The following is a 21,304-nucleotide window of genomic DNA, read 5'->3' on the forward strand; positions in this document are numbered from 1 at the left end:
GGATTACTTATAGTGATTTGTTTTTTAATATTCCGAGTTTTACTTAATAATTTAGTTCAACCAGCCTTTAGTACATCATTTACATCATGTATAACGACAAATGCTTTTGGATCAATTGTGTGAATGATTTTTTTTAGCTCAAATAGTTCTTTATTATTAAGAATAATGTATAAGGACTCTTTTCTTAGGCCAGAGAAATGGCCTTTTGCAGGATAAATCGTTACGCCTCGATTCATTTCATTTGATACGATTTGTGCAATTTCATTTGCTTGATCGGAAATAATCGTAATCGCTTTTTTAGGATTTAATCCTTCCATAATAAAATCCAAAACTTTAATACCGATATAAATAGAAATAACAGTATATAATGTTTTCTCAAAGCCGATTACAAAATAACCACCTAAAACGACAATTAGATCAAATAAAAGTAAAGATTTACTAATACTCCACCCAAAGGATTGATGTACCATTTGAGCAAGAACAGTAGAACCTCCTGTTGTGCCACCCGCACGAAAGACAATTCCTAACCCCAGACCAATTAAAACACCAGCAAAAATAGTGCCTAGTAAAGTTTCGCTTGTAGGTACGCCATAACCGTCGGTAATACGTAAGAAAAATGAAATCGCTACGATGGATATAACTGTATAAATTATTAGTTGTTTCTTTAAATATTTATATCCAATTATTAACAAGGAAGCATTTAAAACAAAATATACGACATCAGGTGACCAGTTAAATAGATAATAAGTAATCATCGTAATGCCGGTAAAGCCACCCTCAGCTAATTTATTCGGTATTGCAAAGAAGTTAACACCGACTGCAAATATAGCTGATCCAACAAGGAGATATAAAATATCTACGAAGTTTTTACGCACAGTTACCCCTCATTTTCTAACAGATTTTTTTCACTTCTATCATTCTACCTAATAATGAGTTCTGAATCAAAAAATTTCTATTAAACAAAATATCTATTATTAGTCATAGTTATAAATACGCATTCATAGGTTTATAAAGAGACAAGCTATTAAGGGGGAATCATTATGGTATTTGCAACACCTGGAAAATCTGGTTCATTAATTACGTTTAAAAATCGTTATGACAATTTTATTGGTGGGGAATGGGTAAGACCAGTAAGAGAACAGTATTTTGGAAATGTATCGCCTGTAACTGGACAAGTCTTTTGTGAGGTGGCTAGATCGACTTCAGAAGATATCGAAAAAGCACTTGATGCAGCACACGGTGCAAAAGGTAAATGGGGGAGAACGTCAGTAACTGAGAGGGCAAATATATTACATAAGATTGCTGATCGTATGGAAGCAAATAAAGAATATCTTGCTGTCGCTGAAACTTGGGAAAACGGTAAACCTGTTCGTGAAACTTTAGCTGCAGATATTCCTTTAGCAATAGATCATTTCCGTTATTTTGCTGGATGTATCAGGTCGCAAGAAGGATCACTCGGTGAACTTGATGGTGATACAGTTGCATATCATTATAAAGAGCCATTAGGAGTTGTCGGACAGATTATTCCATGGAACTTCCCAATATTAATGGCTGTATGGAAGCTTGCACCAGCCCTTGCTGCAGGGAATTGTGTTGTTTTAAAACCTGCTGAGCAAACGCCAACTTCAGTATTAGTTTTAATGGAACTAATTCAAGATTTATTGCCACCTGGAGTTGTTAACGTTGTAAACGGATTTGGACTTGAAGCAGGTAAACCATTAGCTTCAAGTGATCGAATTGCGAAAATTGCATTTACTGGTGAAACTTCTACTGGGCGACTAATTATGGAATATGCTTCAAAGAATTTAATTCCTGTTACATTAGAATTAGGTGGTAAATCTCCTAATATATTCTTTGAAGATGTAGTAGACAATGAAGAATTTTTCGATAAAGCACTTGAAGGCTTTACGATGTTTGCTTTAAATCAGGGAGAAGTATGTACTTGTCCTTCTAGAGTGCTTATTCATGAATCAATTTATGAGGAATTTATGGATAGAGCAGTAAAACGTGTTAAAGCGATTAAACAAGGAAATCCATTGGATCCTCAAACAATGATCGGTTCTCAAGCTTCACACGAGCAATTGAATAAGATTTTATCTTATTTTGAAATTGGAAAGAATGAAGGGGCAGAAGTTTTAGTTGGTGGTAGTCGCAATGTTCTTGATGGAGAATTGAAAGATGGTTTTTATGTAAACCCTACCATTTTTAAAGGGAACAATAAAATGAGAGTATTCCAAGAAGAAATTTTTGGTCCTGTTGTTTCGGTTACCACTTTTAAAACAAAAGAAGAGGCATTGGAAATCGCTAATGATACATTATATGGATTAGGAGCGGGTGTATGGACTCGCGATATGGATACTGCTTATCGATTCGGACGCAATATCGAAGCAGGACGAGTTTGGGTAAACTGCTATCACGCATATCCTGCACATGCAGCATTTGGTGGGTATAAAAATTCAGGAGTAGGTCGTGAAACGCATAAAATGATGTTGGATCACTATCAAAATACAAAGAATTTGCTAGTTAGTTATTCACCGAGTAAACTAGGATTCTTTTAATAACTTTTACACTCCAGTATTCATATACTGGAGTGTTTTTTATTTAAATAGAAAGAATACATTAAAATAATTTTTTTCTAAAATCCATACATAAAAACTAGTAGCTATTTAATATGTTAAATAAAAAGTATAAATTGGAGGGACTAAATATGTTAAATCTAGTAATCTATGTATTTATCATTATAGTACTGTATAGTTTCATTCAATTATATTTAAACCGGAAGTGGAAGTTAATTTATACTACGTATGGTTATCAAAACTATTTTATAATTATTGGTAAATTGAAGAAGAATGGAATTGAGTATAAGACGAAATTACCGATGAATTTTAATGGTAGGAGATTTAATGAGAATACTCAATATGATATATATGTAAAAAAAGATTTAGAACATTTGGCATTACAGTCTTTATATCAAAATTAATACGGGGTCAACTGTTGGATGTTCGCATTCTGAGACTTTGGCCATTGTCAGGTTGGCTGAAATGTGGTCTATGTCTTACCGCCTCTCCTAGAGGAGCCGGGCATCCTTCATTTAGTTGCTAGAAAAGAAGAATGCTAGTTTCCACTACTGTGTACTGGTTTTTATCATTCAAATTAGGACGGTTACGTTTTCCTTGGTTATAATATTACTCCTGCAAAGCTCCCGCTTAATACTTGTTTTTTATTCTGATTAGTACATAAGAAGGATGACATGATCGATATTCTATTCTCTTTTTTTTCAAATTTCTCGATTGTAACTTCACAGGTTATTGTATCTCCTGAGTAAACTGGTCTTAAAAATTCGAAATTTACCGTTCGTGCTAGTACGTTGTGATCTCCACCTATTTTAGTTGGTAAAGTTGCAGTCAACAAACCTTGAATGACAAGTCTTCCTTGTTCATCAGGCGTGATATGATGTTCGCCTGCATCACCAGAAACCTTCGTAAACATTTCAACGTCTTCTACTGTAAAAGTTCGATCAAATGAAATAATATCGCCCACTTGTAATGACAATTTTTTTCCTCCTTATTAATAAAAAATATTAATTCTCTTAATTAAATAGTTCAATTTCTTCTTATACTATCCTTCAAAATCGTTAAAAAAAATCGACTAAATAGTCGATTTGCTGTTTGATATCATTACGCAGGGGGGATTAATTACGAGGTGCCCATAATATGACAGACACACCGATTAAACAAATTGCTGCACCGATCCAATCATATAAATCAGGTGATTTTTTATCAACACCCCAGCCCCATAAGATTGAGAGAACGATAAATACGCCTCCATAGGCAGCATAAACTCTACCAAATGATGGGAAAATTTGGAAGGTTGCAATGATACCGTAAACTGCCAAAATAATCCCTCCGATTAATCCTAAATAAGCAGATTGACCTTCTCTTAGCCATAACCATATAAGGTATCCTCCGCCAATTTCAGCTAAACCGGCTAATAAAAAAATAAATATTGCAGTGATCAATGTTACTTCTTCCTTTCTTTTAAAAGACAAATTGGTGAAAACCTATGTACAGTTATATGCCCCTTATTTTAACAATAAAGACTAAAAGAAACTATCATACTATTTGAATCATTAAGAGTTTTTCATCGTTCTATTCGAAATGAATTTCGGTACTAATAGAACTATTCCCATCATAATTTTATAGAAGAAAATAATATAAAGGAGGTGTATTGTTAGTTGTTAAAAGTTAATTTACGGCCAGTTGTTAGTAAGATTAATTTACCAACCGTTTTGAAAACGACTATTCTTCCAGGTGATTCAGTTGAAAGATTATTTATTGCAACACAGGTAGGAGAGATTTTTTACATAGGAAATGGAGAAATCAGGACTTTTTTAGATATTCGCCCTCGGGTATTAAAATTAGGTGAGTCTGGAGGCTATGATGAACGCGGATTGCTTGGATTAGCATTTCATCCTAATTTTTATCATAACGGGTTGTTTTATCTTCAATATTCAGTAGCTGGTTCAGAGGGGCCAAGTGCTCTTTCTAACCCTTTTAAACCTAATCCATGTGATTCCAAAACATTAAATTTGAAATGGCTAAATAGGGAAACTCAATATAACCATATTGATACAGTTGAAGAATGGGTTCTACAATCAAATGGACAGCCTCAAAAACGACGGACATTATTGAATATCAGAAGACCGTTCTTGAATCATAATGGTCTCAACACCTTAAATTTTTCACCCGAAACAAGTAAACTTGTTTTAACAACAGGAGATGGTGGATCTGGCTATGATCCGTTTAACTTAAGTCAGGATAATTTGGAAATTGCAGGAAAAATAATTGAAATTGATGTAGATAAAAACATAAATGGCAATAATCCTCCTATTGTCACTCGTTTTAATGAACTTCCAACAAGTATTCAAGAAACTCTTACGGTAATAGCTAAAGGGGTTCGTAATATAACAGGTATTTCATATCAAAGATATTATAATCAATATATTAAATATGTTGGACATGTCGGTCAGGATTTGGTCGAGTCACTTTTTTCATTTGTTCATTATAAACCAATTCCCGTTACTCAGTTAATCCATATGAATTCTGAATCTGAGATGGAAGGATTTATTAACTTCGGCTGGAGAGGTTGGGAAGGTGCTTTTCCTACTTCGACAATAAAAGGATGTACCGAAAATCCAGAATTGGATGAAAAAACAATCGCTTATTACGATCAATCAGTGACACTCTCAACGAGCCGTCTTCAACCTTTAACTAGTTATTTTCATAAAGATCCAAGACCGGATAAATTTGAAGGAACTGCACTTACAGGAGTCAAGCCATATATGGGAAATGAAATACCTAGTTTAACTAGTAGCGTTGTGTTTACCGATTTGGTACGAAAAGGATCTCAAGCACAGGTTAAAGGAGTTTTAGCTTATACGAAATTAAGACCAGATGGTAAACAAAGTGATTTCAGTGTAATACAAACAGATTATGACTTTGGATCAAAACCGGCCTATTATGTAGGTTTGGGAACGAATTTAAATCAAACAAAAATCTATTTAGCGGTTTATGGCTCTATGAAAGTGACTGATTTAAACATGGGTACTATTTTTGAAATTGTACCGTGACATTTAGTTAATTTGTCTTATATGAATATATAAACAACCACGGAGGTAATTATACTCCAGTGGTTGCTTTATTAAGCGGACAATTGATGTTTTTCATATGAATAGAGACTTGCTTAAAAATAAAGACAGTTTGCCATTGTTAAGTGTTTTTGTTATTTATTGAGATAAAAATGTATAAATACAAGACCCTATAAGACCTTGGGAAGGAGCTTGTATCTATAGTTAATCATTACTTAGAGTTTTGAATTTTTTTTACCATTTCGATCGTCAAGGCAAGAAACTTCAATCAATAAATTATTAAACGTTGTGAAATAAAAGCCATAACTATTACCTCTCATAGTATAAGGTTCCTTGTCTATTTGGATGCCCCCAGCTATTAAACGTTCATACTGTTGATCGACTTCACTTGGCGTTTCCACTAAAAAACCTACATGAAAAGCTTCAGGGTATTTAATTTCCATTTGCCTCTTAAATGCCTTTGGATCACTTAACACGAGAATAAATCCATGCTCATCACTTAACACTACAAGAGCTTTTCCTTTTTGTTCTAAAAATTTAAAATCAAAAAAAGTTTCAAAGAATTGTCTAGCCTCTGATAAATCATCAACACATAAATTTAAATGATTCAACCTCATTCACTTTTCTCCTTTTAACAAAGATAGATTGATCTAAATCTTCTCTTGTTGTTTAAAGTTAAAACAACTAGACTATATATATGTAATTTAATTGGTAAAATATTCCTTTTATTAATCGTGATTGGCTGGTTATAGGTTATAAAGAGAACAATTATGATTTAAGACTTGCAGCTAGTTTTTTTTGGTAAATGTTGGTTCAGTGGAATAAAATGGAATTGTTTGATAAAGTTGAATTAAACATAATCATAGGATATTGGGGAGAAAATCAATGGGATATATTATGGATTTAAGAAAAGTTGTAGGTAGTCGACCTATCTTAATGGCAGGTGCAAATGTTATTCTACTAGATTCACAAAAGAGAGTATTATTGCAATTAAGAAAAGATAATAAGACTTGGGGATTACCTGGTGGATCATTAGAGTTGGGAGAAAATTTAGAAGAAGTGGCTAAAAGAGAATTGAAGGAAGAAACTGGTCTAACAGCATTAAACCTTGAGTTTTTTAACATTTTTTCTGGAAAAGAATTTTATTATAAGTATCCCCATGGAGATGAGGTATATAATGTAATTACGACTTATATTTGTACTGAATATACAGGGCAATTTGAGAAAGAAGAAAGCGAAGTGCTCGAGTTAGGCTTTTTTAGTTTTGATGAACTTCCATCAAAAATAAATCCACCCGAACTTCCTATTATAAATACGTTTAAGGATTCCAACTATTGAACTTAGAATGTGGAAGTTAGACCATATAAAGATAAAAAAGGATCTTTTTGAGATCCTTTTTTCATTTTTAATAATATATTAATTGATATTTTGTTAAACCTTTAAAAATTAAGTATTTTTTTAATAAGGTCTAATTTACAATATTAGCTTTTTTTGTTCTATGTTATTTTGCAGTTGAAGTTGCTGCTTCGTTTTTGCAGTTTTCGCAAGTTGAATAGATTTTCACAACTTTTTTATACTCCGCGTACTCAATAGTTTCTTCGCATTCTTTACAGATTAAAATTTGCATTAGAAACACCTCCTAAACCCACTATAACACGTTCAAATCACTATTTCTCCAGGGACTTTACCCACCCTGTGGACGTGAGTTGTCCCGGTTGAAAAAACGCTGATATAGCAAGGGTTTCAAGCAGAAATGGACATAAAAAAATTTTTTCCCGGTTTAAAAAAAACGAAAAATAGAACTGTGTGATTAAGTTTCTGGTATCAATTTCTTCCATGAGAAACTAATAACAATTTTTATACTATTGATTTTCTTAAAAAAGACACTTTAATTGAAAATGACCTCCCGACAAGCGTAAAGAGGTCATCTTCATTCGAGCGATTTTAGTGAATAGGCATCCCCCAGGATTCTTGCAATTTTTCAAGACCAGATTGATTTGTTACCTTAAGATTGATTTGTTTGTTAGTGACTTTTTTCTCCATCAAACTATAAGAATCCCCATCTCTCAAGCCCGGCCAATAAACACTTCCAGCACCAATCGTATTAATTTTTTTGCTCATTGCTCGAACATAGTTAATATCATTTTTACTCTTTTTTACCGAATAATCCAAACCGCTTTTCATTGGTGCCCCCCATTCGGTAATAATGGCACGATCGGAGTATTTTCCAATTTCGATCGTTAATATATTAGACCATCCGGTTTCTGTGAGAGAATTAATATGTACATATCCTGCATAAAACGCATAGCAGTGTACAGCAAGCATAGCTCCGTCAAGTCGTTTGTCATCACCTAGGGGATTTATATAAAGAGCTGCCAGTCCGATTCCATCAAGAATCACATTTTTCTTCGGAACATTGAAACTTGTTAGCCAATCATGATAGAGATTACGTAAATCTTTAGTATTATAGCCGTAGGGCTCATTAATAGGTTCAAAATAACAGTTGGGGTTGTTTCCGTATTTTTTGATAACTGTTCTCCACATACTAAAATATTTTTCGAGATCTTCAGGTTTTCCATTTTTCGGAGGCCAATAGCAAAAAATCACTTTGCCCCTCTCTAAAGCAGCATCAATGGCCCCTGTATAAGTAGTCCAAAAATTTGCGACTGTAGCTTCATTAATGGGAAGTCTGACTGTGTTAGCACCAGTCTTGTCGAACATCTGCCCGATAATTTGTCCGCCAATAACTTTGGCAGAATCGTATGTATCATTTTTGCTCAGTCCACTTACATAAATCACTCCATCAACAAAATTGTCGCGCTCATCCGCCCAATTCACACCCCTTATTCCAGCTGACAGTGATGAAGTAGGTTTATTAACGTGGATTTTAACAAGGTTTAAAAAAGCAAAAGAAGAGGCAATCATTAAAATAATGGAACCTAAAATGCCTATTACTATAAAGATTACTCTTTTTACTATTTTCAAAATTTCCCCCCTCATTTAATTAATCTCTGTAAAATTTATTTTTAGAACTTTAATATTATTCTATGATTTACTGAAAAAGTATTAATAAAGTAATAGATTTCCAAAGGTTCACGGTACAAAAAAGAAAGTTTGCAATAAGGAATGTTATAATTTAATGAAATGGAAATGTTAAAAAGTTCTAATTTTAATCAATAGGGGGTAGGAATGAAAAAAATCTTAGTAGTAATAGCCATTTTAATAACAGGGATCGTAGGGATAATAGGTTATTTTCTTTTTCAAAGTGGATTTGATATTAAAATAAAAAATCAAACAAATAGAGATGTAACGGGAATATATTTGACCTATGATCATTTTAAAACCGATATAAAGATACCTACAATTGCTTCACATAAGGACTATAAACTAAACATAAATCCCTCAAAGGATGTTGGTGAGAGTACAATGGAGCTACAGTATAAAGACAATAAAGGTAAATTACATACAGAATCAGTTATTGGGTATTTTGAAGGTGGTTATTCTGGAAATATATTAATTACGATAAAATCTGTTGATGAAGATGGAAAACTTAAATTTAAAATTAAGGAAGATATTTCTTTATATTAAATTGTTTTTCATATTAAAATCTCTTTGTTCAACAAGTTTCATAGAATGTTGCAGTAAAGGGCAGTTAAGTTGAATAAGTTTATGCTTAAATGTTTATCTAAATTAGCATAAACATTTTTATTTAAAGTTAGATTTTTATAATATTCATTAAAAGAAGCGACGCTCAGAATTTACTCTGAGCGTTGTTTGGTTCTATTGTACTAGGCTTATGATTTAGATCCATAAAATAGTTTAATAATCTTTCAGTTCAATTTCGTTGGCAGCTTTAGCGATCATTTTCGTAATCATTTTAAACATGCCATTCATTAAGATGGGAAAACGTAACATTGCATTACGTAATAAAATTTTGAAGTTTGATTTTTCAATCATTCCTCCCGCAGTTAGTAGCCCTATTTTTTGGTTTTTTTCAACAAATTTTCTCATTTCTTTTTCATAGGAAACAAAGGACTTGTTGTAATCACCGTTAGCAGCTTTCAGCTCTCCTGCAAGTACATATGCTCCGACAAGGGCCAGGCTAGTACCTTGACCTGAAAGGGGTGACGGGCAATAAGCCGCATCACCTACTAAAGCAATTCGGCCGTCTGACCAGGTCGGCATGTGAATTTGACAAATTTCATCAAAATAAAAATCTGAAGCTTTTATCAATTTATTGAGCAAGTTCGGTGTTTCCCAACCATTAAGTTCTTCAAAAGCATTTTTAATAAGATTTTTTTGTTCTTCCGTATTATAACGGTCGTACTTTAGTGGCTCGGATTGGAACACTAACATGCCCTTTGCTTCCTTTTTATCATTTGCGCTATACATTCCAACAGTTTTACCCGGAACGGTATAAAGCATTTGAGAGTGGTCGAGGTTAAGATAATTTTCGAATTCGAAAATTGAGATATAACAACCGAGAGTACGTTTAAACTGATCTTCGTCGCCAAATTTCAACGTACGCACATTGGAATGGATTCCATCAGCGCCTATTATTAGATCAAATGTATCTTGTTTCCCATTAGTATATTGAACTTCTACCCCTGAAATTGATTCATGTATAGAGGTAATTGAATCGCCCCAAATATATGTAACTTTATCCTTGGTCAAATCGAACAAAATATTACTAAGGTTCTCACGCATAATTTCTATATCCATGCCTTGCTGATTGCCTATACTTGCTTCACTAATTTTACCTTTAATTTTACCTTTATCATTCACGAAGTAAACTCCAGTCATATGTGTATCTAATGAACGAACATCATCAAGAATACCCATTCGTTCAAGCACAGAAATTGCAGCACCACGGATATCAACAGCGTATCCCCCTTGGCGTAAAGAAGGAGCCCGTTCTACTACAGTCACCTCGAAACCATAGCGATGAAGCCAGTAAGCAAGTGTTGGCCCTGCAATGCTCGCTCCGGAAATTAGAACACGCATTGGTTGCTTCATAATTAGTTAATCACTCCTAATCTAAAAAAATTTAAACAACATAACAACAATATATTCACTGTTTTTTTACTTATGTACTTTCGTGAAATTTCAACAATAATCTAGGGATAAATGGCTGAATGTTTATCTAAATTTGAAGGCTTATTATTGAACAAACGGTCAGTTAAGTTTCATAAGGATTGTTTAAATTTCATTGAAAAAAGGCAAATTACCCCAAGTTACAGAATATGACTACATAGGTATAATAATTTTAATATTAAATACCGATTTCATAGTAATTTTTAGGGGGAGTCAATATTGGAATTTAAATATGCAGGATTTTGGATAAGATTATGCGCATATATAATTGATTTTTGTATCATTATTTTATTAGGTTTCATTCTAAGTCCGTTGCTACTCAGTTTCTTTACTAACACAAATATTACATATAACCTACTTATTGATCTCATCGGTATTATTTACTTAATGCTTTTGCCAGCTACAACATTGCAGGGGACAATTGGAAAGGTTACTGTTGGTATTAAAGTAATCAATAAAGATGGAAGTAAGTTATCTGTAGTTGATGCAATTAGCCGTTGGTTAGCTCAAGTTGTTTCCAGTTTCATTTTGTTTATTGGTTATCTAATGATTGCTTTTTCAAATAGGAAAACAGCATTACATGATAAATTAGCCAATACTTATGTCGTGTATAAATAATAATATTAATTGATTAACTTATGTCATCTAATTGGAGCTTTTTACAGTTCCAATTTTCTTTTAGTGAATTTTTTAAAGAAGGAAAGTACATTCATTAATAGAACTATCAAGTATAATAATCTGAGTAACACAATCGACTTGACTAATATAAAAAATAAGAAGGTGATTCTTTATGACAAATAAAGCAAAGATAAAAGATATTATTGAAGAAATGGAAATGCAAATTGATGGTTATCGTTCATTTATTAAGATAAGAACTGGAGAAGTTTTTTCGGTTGCTGAAGATGATCTTATTGATGCAGAAGATGAAAAACCTATGGATGATTTACAAGATTGGCAGTTAGAAAATTTAGAAATCGCAAATGAAATTGTGGAAAATTTTGAGGACTATAAAGAATTACCTTCAAAATATGAAATTGATGAGTATAAAATGATTAAAGACTTTTGTTTAACAGTTAAAGATGAGAAAATACAAAACATATTACTTATAACTATCGAGGGAAAAGGCGCATTTAGAAGATTTAAAGATGCAGTTATAGAGTTAAATATTGATATGGATTGGTATAGTTATCGTGACAGACGCTATAAAGATTTAGCGATCGCATGGTGTCAAAATAATGATATCGAGTACATAGATTAGAAATTTAAGTTATGAGAGATTTGTGATTGTTGATATCCAGGTAGCTTAAGCCAAATCAAAATGAATCCCTTCAAATTTCGCTGAAGGGATTTTTAACGTTTTCTATGTAAATAGTTATTTGAGCAGAGCCAATCTTCTAAAAATAATTAAAGTAATTTCAGCCCAGAACCAGCAATAAAGGAAAGAAAATAATAAAATAATTAGAACAGTATTGATTGAAAAAGAATCAGAAAATCCCGGACCTAAGACTGGAAAGTGGAAAAGAAATAATAGACTCATAATACCTAACATTAAAAGAGTCGCACCAGTCGTAATGATTGATAATCTCTTTTTAAAAAAGTGAAAAGCCAAGCCTAAGCCAAGTCCCAATAATCCTGTTGTAAAAGGAAAGACAATCAGTTCAGTTGGCTGTAAAATGAATAACAACATAATTGTTAGAAAATAGGATTTTACTCCATCAGTAATGGAAAACATGGAACATAATAGAATAGGTGCAGTGGCGAGTGGACTTAAAAATAGTCCTATACCTGGTAATAGGCCACCTGCAGCTTGAAAAAGTGCAGCAATACAAGCAAAAATAGAAGCTAAAATAAATTTCTTGGTTTTATTTTGTTTAGTGAATTTTAGTTGAAATAATTGGATCTCCTCAGTAATCGGTTTGAAAAAATACACATTTTCACCTCATTTAATATACGATATACATCATTTATATGAGAAATTAATAGTAATACGCCAAACATGTTAAGGCGGTATTATGAATTATTGATATCAAACACAAATAAATGTATGATAAATACGTTGAGAATTACATGAAAATTTCAAAATTGAAGGGGAAAGCTATGAATATGAAAATTGACAAAGAATATGTGCTACAAACCGCTAAACAATTACTAGAGTTTAATAGCCCAAGTGGTTTTTGCTTTGAAATTATGGAGTTAATTCAGTCTTGGACAAATAGTTTAGGATATGATTTTGAAACGACTAATAAAGGTTGTGGCGTGATCACAATTCCTGGTAAAAGCAATGAGCAAGTAATCGGATTGTCAGCACATGTTGATACATTAGGGGCAATGGTTCGATCAATTACAAGTAAAGGTACTTTAAAATTTACAATTATTGGTGGACCAATCGTACCAACTCTTGATAGTGAATATTGTCAAATTAGAACGCGTGAAGGAAAAATATTTACAGGTACATTTTTATCTACAAGTCCATCAATTCACGTATTCGAAGATAGTAAATCAAAAAAACGTGACCCAGAAAACATGGAAGTTCGTATTGATGAATGCGTTAAGTCAAAAGAGGATGTATTAAATCTTGGAATTAGCCCAGGAGACTTTATTTTCTTCGACCCGAAAACGACAATTACTGAAAGCGGATTTATTAAATCAAGATTTATTGATGATAAAGCAAGTGTGGCATGCTTAATTGGCTTACTTGAATTATTTAAAAGGGAAAAAATTGTACCTACATATACTACAAAATTATTTATTTCAACGTATGAAGAAGTTGGACATGGCTCTTCTTATATCCCATCTGATATTACAGAATTAATTTCAGTTGATATGGGCTGTATTGGAGATGATTTAAGCTGTACTGAATACGATGTTTCGATTTGTGCAAAAGACTCTGGTGGACCATATGATTATAATATGACAACTGATTTAGTAAACTTAGCAAAAGAAAATGAGCTTAGCTATGCAGTCGATATTTATCCGATGTACGGTTCTGATACAGTTGCTGCCTTACGAGGAGGACAAGATATTCGTGGCGCGTTAATTGGACCAGGGGTTCATGCTTCTCATGGTATGGAAAGAACGCATTACAGTGCGATGGAAAATACGATGAAATTATTGTACTTATATTTAACAAAGTAATAATTTAAAAAGCTGTTGGAAATACCAACAGCTTTTTTAGTTTAATAATTTAATTTTTGAACCCCATTTAATTGACTATCAAATCGGTCCTCACCATTCGTTTTTATATTTATCTTTAATGTAAATGTATAATAATAAGCCGAGACTGACTCACGTTTTTTTTCTTGGAGTTTGTCTAATAATAATTTTTTTGTACCTGCACCAACAACTCCATCATTAGTTAATCCATTATCTTGTTGAAATGCTCTTACTGCCTGATCTGTGCCTTTGGCAAAGTATCCATCGACCCCGTTTGTAGAGTAACCTAATTTTGTTAATGTATCCTGCAGCCATTCAACCTCTGAACCTACACTTCCAAGTTGTAAACTAGTAGGAATATCTGTTGGTTTTGTTACAACTACAGTTCCTGAATCATCATCAAATAAATGATTTGCAACGGCGATGTCTTGGAACGATTGGTTAGATGAAGTGATTAAAACAGTAGCACCTTTTTGAACACGATCAAATAACCATTCTACTTCTTCATCATACATTCGTACACAGCCGTGACTAGCATAAGTTCCAATAGAACTTGGATTATTATTTCCGTGGATTGCATAGGTTGTACCCCATGTCCCTCTAGCATTTAAACCTAACCACCTATTACCAAGCGGATTCCTCGGATCACCACCAGGAATATTCTCTTTATAATAAGGACGATTAACAATTTTAACGACGATTTTGAACTTGCCTTCAGGAGTTAGATCCTGACTCTTACCAGTTGCAACTTTAAAAACTTTGACCAATTTACCATTCTCATAAAAAGCTAATCTATTAATCGACTTATTAATAATGATAAATTGTGAAACAGGTTTTGTTTCTGCGTAAGACTGAACAAAAGAAGTGCTCAAAAATAAAAGAAGTACTAAGAAAAAAAGAAACCAGCGCCTAAACAAAATTCTCCCCCCAACAAAATTTAAAAAATATATAGCTTTATATATTATGAAAGGATTGCTTGTCCTATCTAATAAAAATTTCAAATTAGGAAAAAAATAGATTAATTGGAAAACTGGAAAAGGTTTAAAAATGGATCGTTAATTCTTTCACATTAAGAATATAAATCTATGATGAAAAATGTAAATGTTTGCATTAATGACTATTCTTGTTAAAATAGAAAATGTAAGCGGTTAAATAGGGGATATAAATAATTATTTTAAAAAACTATGGCACTTTTACTGCAAATAAATGCACACGGTTGCACGGTTCTAGCAAAAGGATATGAATGATTTGAAATTTCACGTACCAAATTTATGTATTTAGAAGAAATCACAATTAATTTTTTAGTTTTTAAGATTTATACATAATCTAGGAGGCAATTTAAATGGAGAAAAAATGGTGGCATAATAGTGTAGTTTATCAAATATATCCTAGAAGTTTTATGGATAGTAACGGTGATGGAATCGGTGATTTAAAAGGAATAATTGAAAAGCTTGATTATTTAAAGCTTTTAGGAATAGATGTTATTTGGTTGAGTCCTGTATATAAATCTCCTAATGACGATAATGGTTACGATATTAGTGATTATTGTGACATTATGGCAGAGTTCGGTACGATGAAAGATATGGATGAATTAATTTCTGAAGCGAATAATCGAGGGATTAAAATCGTAATGGATTTAGTTGTAAACCATACATCTGATGAGCATGCGTGGTTCATTGAATCTCGAAAGAGCAAAGATAATCCATATAGAGACTATTATGTTTGGAGGGATCCTGTGAATGGAAGTGAACCAAATGATCTTCCTTCTGTATTCAGTGGCAGTGCATGGGAATATGATGAACAAACTGGACAATACTTTTTGCATTTATTTAGTAAAAGGCAGCCAGATTTAAATTGGGAGAATCCAAAAGTCCACGAAGAAGTATATAATATGATGAACTTTTGGCTTGATAAAGGAATTGGCGGATTCCGAATGGATGTAATTGATTTAATTGGGAAGATTCCTGATCAAGAGATTACAGCAAATGGTCCTAAGCTGCATGAATATTTGCAAGAGATGAATAAAAAGAGTTTTGGAAATCACGATGTACTAACTGTTGGTGAAACTTGGGGAGCAACTCCAGAAATTGCAAAGCTTTATTCGGATCCTGCTCGAAATGAATTAAGTATGATTTTTCAATTTGAGCATATCGGCCTTGATCAACAAGAAGGTAAAGAAAAATGGGATTTAAAGCCGTTAAATTTGTTAGAGCTAAAAAAAGTTTTTAATAAGTGGCAAACTCAGCTTGATGGTAAGGCTTGGAATAGCTTGTTCTGGAACAATCATGATTTACCACGAATTGTTTCTAGATGGGGTAATGATAAAGAATATCGTATTGAAAGTGCGAAAATGCTTGCTACAATCCTTCACTTAATGCAAGGAACGCCTTATATTTATCAAGGTGAAGAAATTGGAATGACAAATATTCGATTTGAAAGCATTGATGAATATGACGATATTGAAACGAAAAATATGTATAATGACCGTATTTCAAAAGGTTACAAGCACGAAGACATAATGGAATCGATTTATACAAAAGGTAGAGACAATGCACGTACTCCAATGCAATGGAATGGAGAAAAGCATGGAGGTTTTACAAAAGGAAACCCTTGGTTAACAGTAAATCCGAATTTTACTAAAATAAATGTTGAACAATCGATAAACGATCCAGATTCAATTTTTCATCATTATCGCAAGTTAATCCAATTACGAAAAGAAAATCCTGCAATTGTTTATGGTTCTTTTGAAATGCTTGCTGAAAAGGATGAAAAAGTATTTGCATATGAAAGACAGTATAATGGTGAAAAATTCCTAGTTGTAGCTAATTTTACAAATGAGGAATCAAAATTTAGTCATAGTAATAGCTATGATGAAGTAAGTATAATTTTAAGTAATTATAAAGATTCAAGTTTAACGGGTGTGAAGTGTAGCTTAAGACCGTATGAAGCAATTGTTTGTAAAATTAAATAATTAAATTTATTAAAAATAGTTTGACATTTTAAAGTCCACTCGTATATGATAAGAATATCAAATAAGAAGGAGGTAGGGTAACATGATGATTGTAAGAAAATTAAACTTTGAAGCATCACAAAATTTCATAATGATTATGAACCCTATCTCTACGCAGGACGGACCACGTTGAAATTTAGATTTCAATTGACGATCTAGCCATGGGTTTATATTACCCATGGCTTTTTTGTGCCAAAAATAAACGATTCATTACTGTTTGTTTTTGGGCGAAACGTTTCTTTATGGCCATGGGGTATGGAAAATATTCCCATGGCCTTTTTGTTGTCAAAAAAAGTGGAGGGTTGCGTAGAGTTAGGTTAATTGATACAAGGGAGGTATAAATTTGTCTCGAATTTTAAAATATGTCTTTAGGCATAAGCTTTCATTTATTATTGGTTCAATTTCAATGGTTTTAGTAATAGGTGTGGATCATTTAATTCCTTATTTACAAATGATTCTAATCGATGATGGTATTACGAAAGGAAAAGCATCTGTTGTCCTACCAGTTATTGGAGGTATTATAGGTGTCACAATCATTAAATCAATTTTTGGTTATGTAAAAGAATATTTATATGACTTAGTAAGTTCGAAGGTACATGAGGATATAAAAAATGATATGTTCAAGCATATTCAAAGTTTTGAATTTAAGTATTTTGACTCGATGAATACGGGTGAATTACTTTCGAGAATTAATGAAGATGTGGAAAATATCTGGCAAACAATTGCGTTTGGACTAAGATTGTTTGTTGAAAATATTATTTATTTTACTGTTAGTACAGTTATCTTATTTGTAATTAATTGGAAGCTAGCACTAATCTGTTTAGTAATTATGATCCCAATTGGATATATGGGCACGCGTTTAAATCGCTTACTTAATAAAGGTTACGGTAAAATAAGTGACCATACAGCTGAAATCAATACAACTGCTCAACAAAATATTGCGGGTGTAAGATTGGTTAAAGCATTTGCTAGAGAAAAGCATGAGACTTTGAAATTTTTGAAAATGAATCGTGGCTATTATGATTTAAATATGGCTCAAGCTAAAACAATGCGTAAATATTTTCCTAATATTGAATTTTTAACAAATATCGCGCTTGTAGCAATGATTATTATCGGTGGATATTTTGTTTTACAACAAAGTATGACGCTAGGTGAACTAGTTGCATTTAGTGGATATATTTGGAACTTAATTTGGCCGATGAGAATGCTAGGCTGGTTAACAGATGTACTTTCTAAAAACCAAGCTTCTGCGAAGAAGATTTTTGAAATTTTGGATCGTAAAACAGAAATTGAAAACAAAGAAGGTGCTTATACACCTAATCTTGTTGACGGTTCAGTGGAATATAAAAATGTAAGCTTCAAATACAATGATGAAATTGTCTTAAAAGATATTAATCTATATATTTCAAGTGGTAGTAAAGTAGCGATTATGGGAACGACAGGTGCTGGGAAATCTTCAATTCTTCATCTGATTGGTCGCTCATACGATGTGGCTGAAGGGGAAGTTCTAGTAGATGGCGTTAATGTTAAAGATTTTAATTTAACATCTTTACGTCAAAATATGTCTCTCGTTTCACAGGATACTTTCCTTTTCTCAGATACGATTGAAAATAATATTAAACTAGGAAACCCAGAAGCTACAATGGATGAAATCCGTGAGGCTTGCCGTATTGCTTGTTGTCTAGACTTTATTGAAGATCTAGAAGAAGGTTTCAATACGGAAATAGGTGAACGAGGAATTGGTTTATCTGGCGGCCAAAAACAACGTATATCAATTGCCCGCGCATTACTAAGAAATGCCCCAATCCTAATTTTAGATGATGCAACTTCTGCATTAGATATGGAAACGGAGTATGAATTATTACACAATTTAAATAAACGTTTCTCACATAGTACAACATTTATAATCGCACACCGTATTTCAGCAGTAAAAAATGCCGATGTAATTTTATTTGTTGAAAATGGAGAAATAGTTGAAAAAGGAAATCATAAACAATTACTTGATAAAAAGGGAAGATACTTTGAAGTATACGAAGAACAATTCAAAGATTTTGAAACAGTAGAAAGCGGGGTGGTCTAATGGCACAAAATACGATAAATCGTGATGAAGACCAACTAAATCGTAGTAAAACCGAGCTTATTCTTAGGCTCGGGACTTATTTAAAACCTTATAAATTAAAAACATTTGCCGTTATTTGTTTAATGTTATTTGTAATGGTAATCGGGATATTAAATCCATATTTATTAAAGGTAGCGATCGATACAAATATTAAAAATCATGATGTAAAAGGGCTCATAATGATTGGAGCTGTACTATTAGCACTAAATTTCTTAGCAATGATTGCCTCAAAAGTACGTTGGACGATGATTAGCTCCGTTACAAATAATATTTTAGTAAATATTCGTCATGAGCTTTACACACATATTCAAAAACTATCATTTACGTTTTTTGATAATCGACCAGTAGGAAAAATTTTGGCTCGTGTAATGGGTGATATTAGTGCTCTCCAAAATTTATTCAACCAAAGTATTCAAACGTTAATTCCGGAATTACTAAGCTTAGTTTGCGTTACAGTCGTAATGTTTATCTTAAATGTTAAACTTGCAATCGCATCAGTATCAATTCTTCCATTTTTGGCAATTGCCATGTTTTATATTGAAACACGAGCACGTAAAAGATGGGATGATTACAGAAAGAAACGCTCAAATTTAATTGCGTTTATACATGAAGATTTTTCAGGAATAAAAGTAGTTCAATCCTTTGCGAAAGAAAAAGATAAAGAAAAAGACTTCAAAGAAAAGGTTTCTGAATTAATGGGCTCATTCATGAGAGCAGTAAAAATGAATGACTTCTTCTGGCCATTAGTTGAGCTTTCATGGGGTGTTGGTACTGTAATTGTATTTTATGTTGGATATAAGCTTGTAACTAGTCAAGATATTGAAGTCGGAACATTAATCGCATTTTCAATGTATATTGGCATGTTCTGGCGTCCAATTATGAACTTATCTAACTTTTATAATACATTAATATCAAACTTCTCAGCAGCTGATCGTATTTTTGACATTATGGATATTGATCCAGAAATTATTAGTGAAGAAAATGCACCTCCAATTGAACGAATTAATGGTGAAGTTCAATTTAGAAATGTGACTTTTGGTTATGATGAAAACTCTACAGTCTTAAAAAATGTGAATTTCACAATAAATCCTGGTGAAAAAATTGCATTGGTAGGTGCAACTGGAGCAGGGAAAACGACGATTGTTTCACTTTTAAGTCGATTCTATGATCCTTTAAAAGGTGAAATCTTAGTAGATGGAAACGATATTAAAAAAGTAGATTTAGAATCTTTTAGAAGTCAAATGGGAATTATGCTACAAGATACATTTCTATTCTCAACATCGATTATGGAAAATATTCGATACGGTAAATTAAATGCTACAGATGAAGAAGTAATTGCTGCAGCTAAAGCGGTCCATGCTCATGACTTTATTATTAAAATGGAAAATGGGTATGATACGAATGTAAACGAAAGGGGCTCAAGACTTTCATTAGGTCAAAGACAATTAATCTCTTTTGCTCGTGCTCTACTAGCTGATCCTAGAATTTTGATATTAGATGAAGCTACTTCGAATATCGATACACATACAGAGAAGCTTGTCCAAAATGGAATTGAAAAGCTATTAGAAGGTCGTACTTCATTTGTCATTGCCCACCGTTTATCAACAATTCGTGACTGCGACAAAATTATGGTAATCGGAAACGGAAATGTCGAGGAAAGCGGTACACATGAAGAGTTATTAGCATTAAAAGGACATTATTATAAGCTATACATGGCGCAATATAGCTTCATTAATGATGGAGCATAATTGAACTGTTTTGATTAGATTAGGGCTGTCTCAAAAGTCAGGTTAACTGACACATGAGAGGCCCTTTTTTAATTGGAAAGTTTACTAGTATAAAGTGAGAGGGGGATTATTTGTGTGAATCTAATCGAACTTTTTTAGCTATTTTTGTAGGTTCTTATTAAGTTTTTATTTAAATAGAAGGCATATTTGCAAGTCTTAAATTTGAAAGGATCTGCTTATGACTGTTTTTTAGGAGGTAATACCTTAACTGGTATGGTTACTTTTAAATTTTAATTGCGATTCTTTGGTTTTAATTGCAGTTTTGATAATATTAATTGCAGCTTTTCCAATTTTATTTGCGATTCTAAAAACCTGATTTACATTTAGGACATCCATTTTTATGCCAAAAATCTAAAATTAGAACTTTGAAATTGAATTTTTACGAAGTTTTAATATAAGAATTAATTCTATGAATCTTGAAAAGTCAACTTAACATAAGTAGATGAAATATCTTTATTTTCTGTTTTTTTATAATGTTAAAATATTAGTGATTA

Annotated in this window: 20 protein-coding genes; 11 read left to right on the forward strand and 9 right to left on the reverse strand. The window is 32.5% G+C overall.

The features are described from left to right. Positions 1–56: 56 nt before the first annotated feature. Positions 57–875: a YitT family protein gene (locus tag ABEY15_RS00875; RefSeq protein WP_097978678.1), complete on the reverse strand. Its 819-nt coding sequence runs from the start codon at positions 873–875 to the stop codon at positions 57–59. A 165-nt stretch (positions 876–1,040) separates the two neighbouring features. Between ABEY15_RS00875 and adh the strand changes: the two genes are divergently transcribed. Together adh and ABEY15_RS00885 are read left to right on the forward strand one after the other, a co-directional pair. Next, on the forward strand, positions 1,041–2,558 hold the full coding sequence (adh, locus tag ABEY15_RS00880) for an aldehyde dehydrogenase (protein WP_429887814.1): 1,518 nt from the start codon (positions 1,041–1,043) through the stop codon (positions 2,556–2,558). Between the two features lie 149 nt (positions 2,559–2,707). Beyond that, positions 2,708–2,980: a hypothetical protein gene (locus ABEY15_RS00885; RefSeq protein WP_429887816.1), complete on the forward strand. Its 273-nt coding sequence runs from the start codon at positions 2,708–2,710 to the stop codon at positions 2,978–2,980. Between the two features lie 197 nt (positions 2,981–3,177). Here the strand turns inward: ABEY15_RS00885 and ABEY15_RS00890 are convergent, their stop codons facing one another. Then, entirely contained in the window at positions 3,178–3,552 is a 375-nt protein-coding gene (locus ABEY15_RS00890; protein WP_429887818.1) for an FAS1-like dehydratase domain-containing protein, read from the reverse strand. A 139-nt stretch (positions 3,553–3,691) separates the two neighbouring features. After that, complete coding sequence (locus ABEY15_RS00895) at positions 3,692–4,018, reverse strand: YnfA family protein (RefSeq protein WP_429887820.1); 327 nt, start codon at positions 4,016–4,018, stop codon at positions 3,692–3,694. A 216-nt stretch (positions 4,019–4,234) separates the two neighbouring features. Between ABEY15_RS00895 and ABEY15_RS00900 the strand changes: the two genes are divergently transcribed. Continuing rightward, entirely contained in the window at positions 4,235–5,629 is a 1,395-nt protein-coding gene (locus ABEY15_RS00900) for a PQQ-dependent sugar dehydrogenase (RefSeq protein WP_429887822.1), read from the forward strand. Positions 5,630–5,862: 233 nt separating this feature from the next. Here ABEY15_RS00900 and ABEY15_RS00905 read toward each other — a convergent pair whose 3' ends face one another. Beyond that, on the reverse strand, positions 5,863–6,264 hold the full coding sequence (locus ABEY15_RS00905; protein WP_429887824.1) for a VOC family protein: 402 nt from the start codon (positions 6,262–6,264) through the stop codon (positions 5,863–5,865). Positions 6,265–6,532: 268 nt separating this feature from the next. On the opposite strand from ABEY15_RS00905, the gene ABEY15_RS00910 reads away from it, so the two are divergent. Further along, a complete protein-coding gene (locus tag ABEY15_RS00910; protein WP_429887825.1) occupies positions 6,533–6,985 on the forward strand; it encodes an NUDIX hydrolase in 453 nt (150 codons plus the stop codon). Positions 6,986–7,148: 163 nt separating this feature from the next. Here the strand turns inward: ABEY15_RS00910 and ABEY15_RS00915 are convergent, their stop codons facing one another. Both ABEY15_RS00915 and ABEY15_RS00920 read right to left on the reverse strand, forming a co-directional pair. Beyond that, positions 7,149–7,274 carry a GapA-binding peptide SR1P gene (locus ABEY15_RS00915; RefSeq protein ID WP_098428711.1) on the reverse strand — a complete coding sequence of 42 codons (126 nt, stop codon included), beginning with the start codon at positions 7,272–7,274 and terminating at the stop codon, positions 7,149–7,151. A gap of 317 nt (positions 7,275–7,591) precedes the next feature. Further along, entirely contained in the window at positions 7,592–8,632 is a 1,041-nt protein-coding gene (locus tag ABEY15_RS00920) for a glycoside hydrolase family 5 protein (protein WP_429887826.1), read from the reverse strand. 204 nt (positions 8,633–8,836) lie between these two features. On the opposite strand from ABEY15_RS00920, the gene ABEY15_RS00925 reads away from it, so the two are divergent. Continuing rightward, positions 8,837–9,235: a hypothetical protein gene (locus tag ABEY15_RS00925; RefSeq protein WP_429887827.1), complete on the forward strand. Its 399-nt coding sequence runs from the start codon at positions 8,837–8,839 to the stop codon at positions 9,233–9,235. A 231-nt stretch (positions 9,236–9,466) separates the two neighbouring features. On the opposite strand, the gene ABEY15_RS00930 is transcribed toward ABEY15_RS00925, so the two are convergent. Further along, positions 9,467–10,663 carry an FAD-dependent monooxygenase gene (locus ABEY15_RS00930; protein ID WP_429887828.1) on the reverse strand — a complete coding sequence of 399 codons (1,197 nt, stop codon included), beginning with the start codon at positions 10,661–10,663 and terminating at the stop codon, positions 9,467–9,469. Positions 10,664–10,960: 297 nt separating this feature from the next. Between ABEY15_RS00930 and ABEY15_RS00935 the strand changes: the two genes are divergently transcribed. Next, on the forward strand, positions 10,961–11,359 hold the full coding sequence (locus tag ABEY15_RS00935; RefSeq protein WP_429887829.1) for an RDD family protein: 399 nt from the start codon (positions 10,961–10,963) through the stop codon (positions 11,357–11,359). Positions 11,360–11,531: 172 nt separating this feature from the next. Beyond that, positions 11,532–11,999 carry a UPF0158 family protein gene (locus tag ABEY15_RS00940; RefSeq protein ID WP_429887831.1) on the forward strand — a complete coding sequence of 156 codons (468 nt, stop codon included), beginning with the start codon at positions 11,532–11,534 and terminating at the stop codon, positions 11,997–11,999. 114 nt (positions 12,000–12,113) lie between these two features. Here ABEY15_RS00940 and ABEY15_RS00945 read toward each other — a convergent pair whose 3' ends face one another. Then, positions 12,114–12,671: a hypothetical protein gene (locus tag ABEY15_RS00945; protein ID WP_429887833.1), complete on the reverse strand. Its 558-nt coding sequence runs from the start codon at positions 12,669–12,671 to the stop codon at positions 12,114–12,116. Between the two features lie 167 nt (positions 12,672–12,838). Here ABEY15_RS00945 and ABEY15_RS00950 point away from each other — a divergent pair, with 167 nt between their 5' ends. Further along, on the forward strand, positions 12,839–13,876 hold the full coding sequence (locus ABEY15_RS00950) for a M42 family metallopeptidase (RefSeq protein WP_429887834.1): 1,038 nt from the start codon (positions 12,839–12,841) through the stop codon (positions 13,874–13,876). Positions 13,877–13,917: 41 nt separating this feature from the next. On the opposite strand, the gene ABEY15_RS00955 is transcribed toward ABEY15_RS00950, so the two are convergent. Next, a complete protein-coding gene (locus tag ABEY15_RS00955) occupies positions 13,918–14,811 on the reverse strand; it encodes a L,D-transpeptidase family protein (RefSeq protein WP_429887836.1) in 894 nt (297 codons plus the stop codon). Between the two features lie 425 nt (positions 14,812–15,236). On the opposite strand from ABEY15_RS00955, the gene ABEY15_RS00960 reads away from it, so the two are divergent. The 3 genes from ABEY15_RS00960 (at position 15,237) to ABEY15_RS00970 (ending at position 20,771) form a co-directional block, all read left to right on the forward strand. Continuing rightward, a complete protein-coding gene (locus ABEY15_RS00960; protein ID WP_429887837.1) occupies positions 15,237–16,865 on the forward strand; it encodes a glycoside hydrolase family 13 protein in 1,629 nt (542 codons plus the stop codon). Positions 16,866–17,247: 382 nt separating this feature from the next. Then, a complete protein-coding gene (locus ABEY15_RS00965; protein WP_429887838.1) occupies positions 17,248–18,984 on the forward strand; it encodes an ABC transporter ATP-binding protein in 1,737 nt (578 codons plus the stop codon). After that, on the forward strand, positions 18,984–20,771 hold the full coding sequence (locus ABEY15_RS00970; RefSeq protein ID WP_429887839.1) for an ABC transporter ATP-binding protein: 1,788 nt from the start codon (positions 18,984–18,986) through the stop codon (positions 20,769–20,771). The genes ABEY15_RS00965 and ABEY15_RS00970 overlap by 1 nt, the downstream gene beginning before the upstream one ends. Positions 20,772–21,304 lie beyond the last annotated feature (533 nt).

Origin of the sequence: Gottfriedia acidiceleris, assembly GCF_050457485.1 — a bacterium.
Lineage (GTDB): Bacteria > Bacillota > Bacilli > Bacillales > Bacillaceae_G > Gottfriedia > Gottfriedia acidiceleris_D.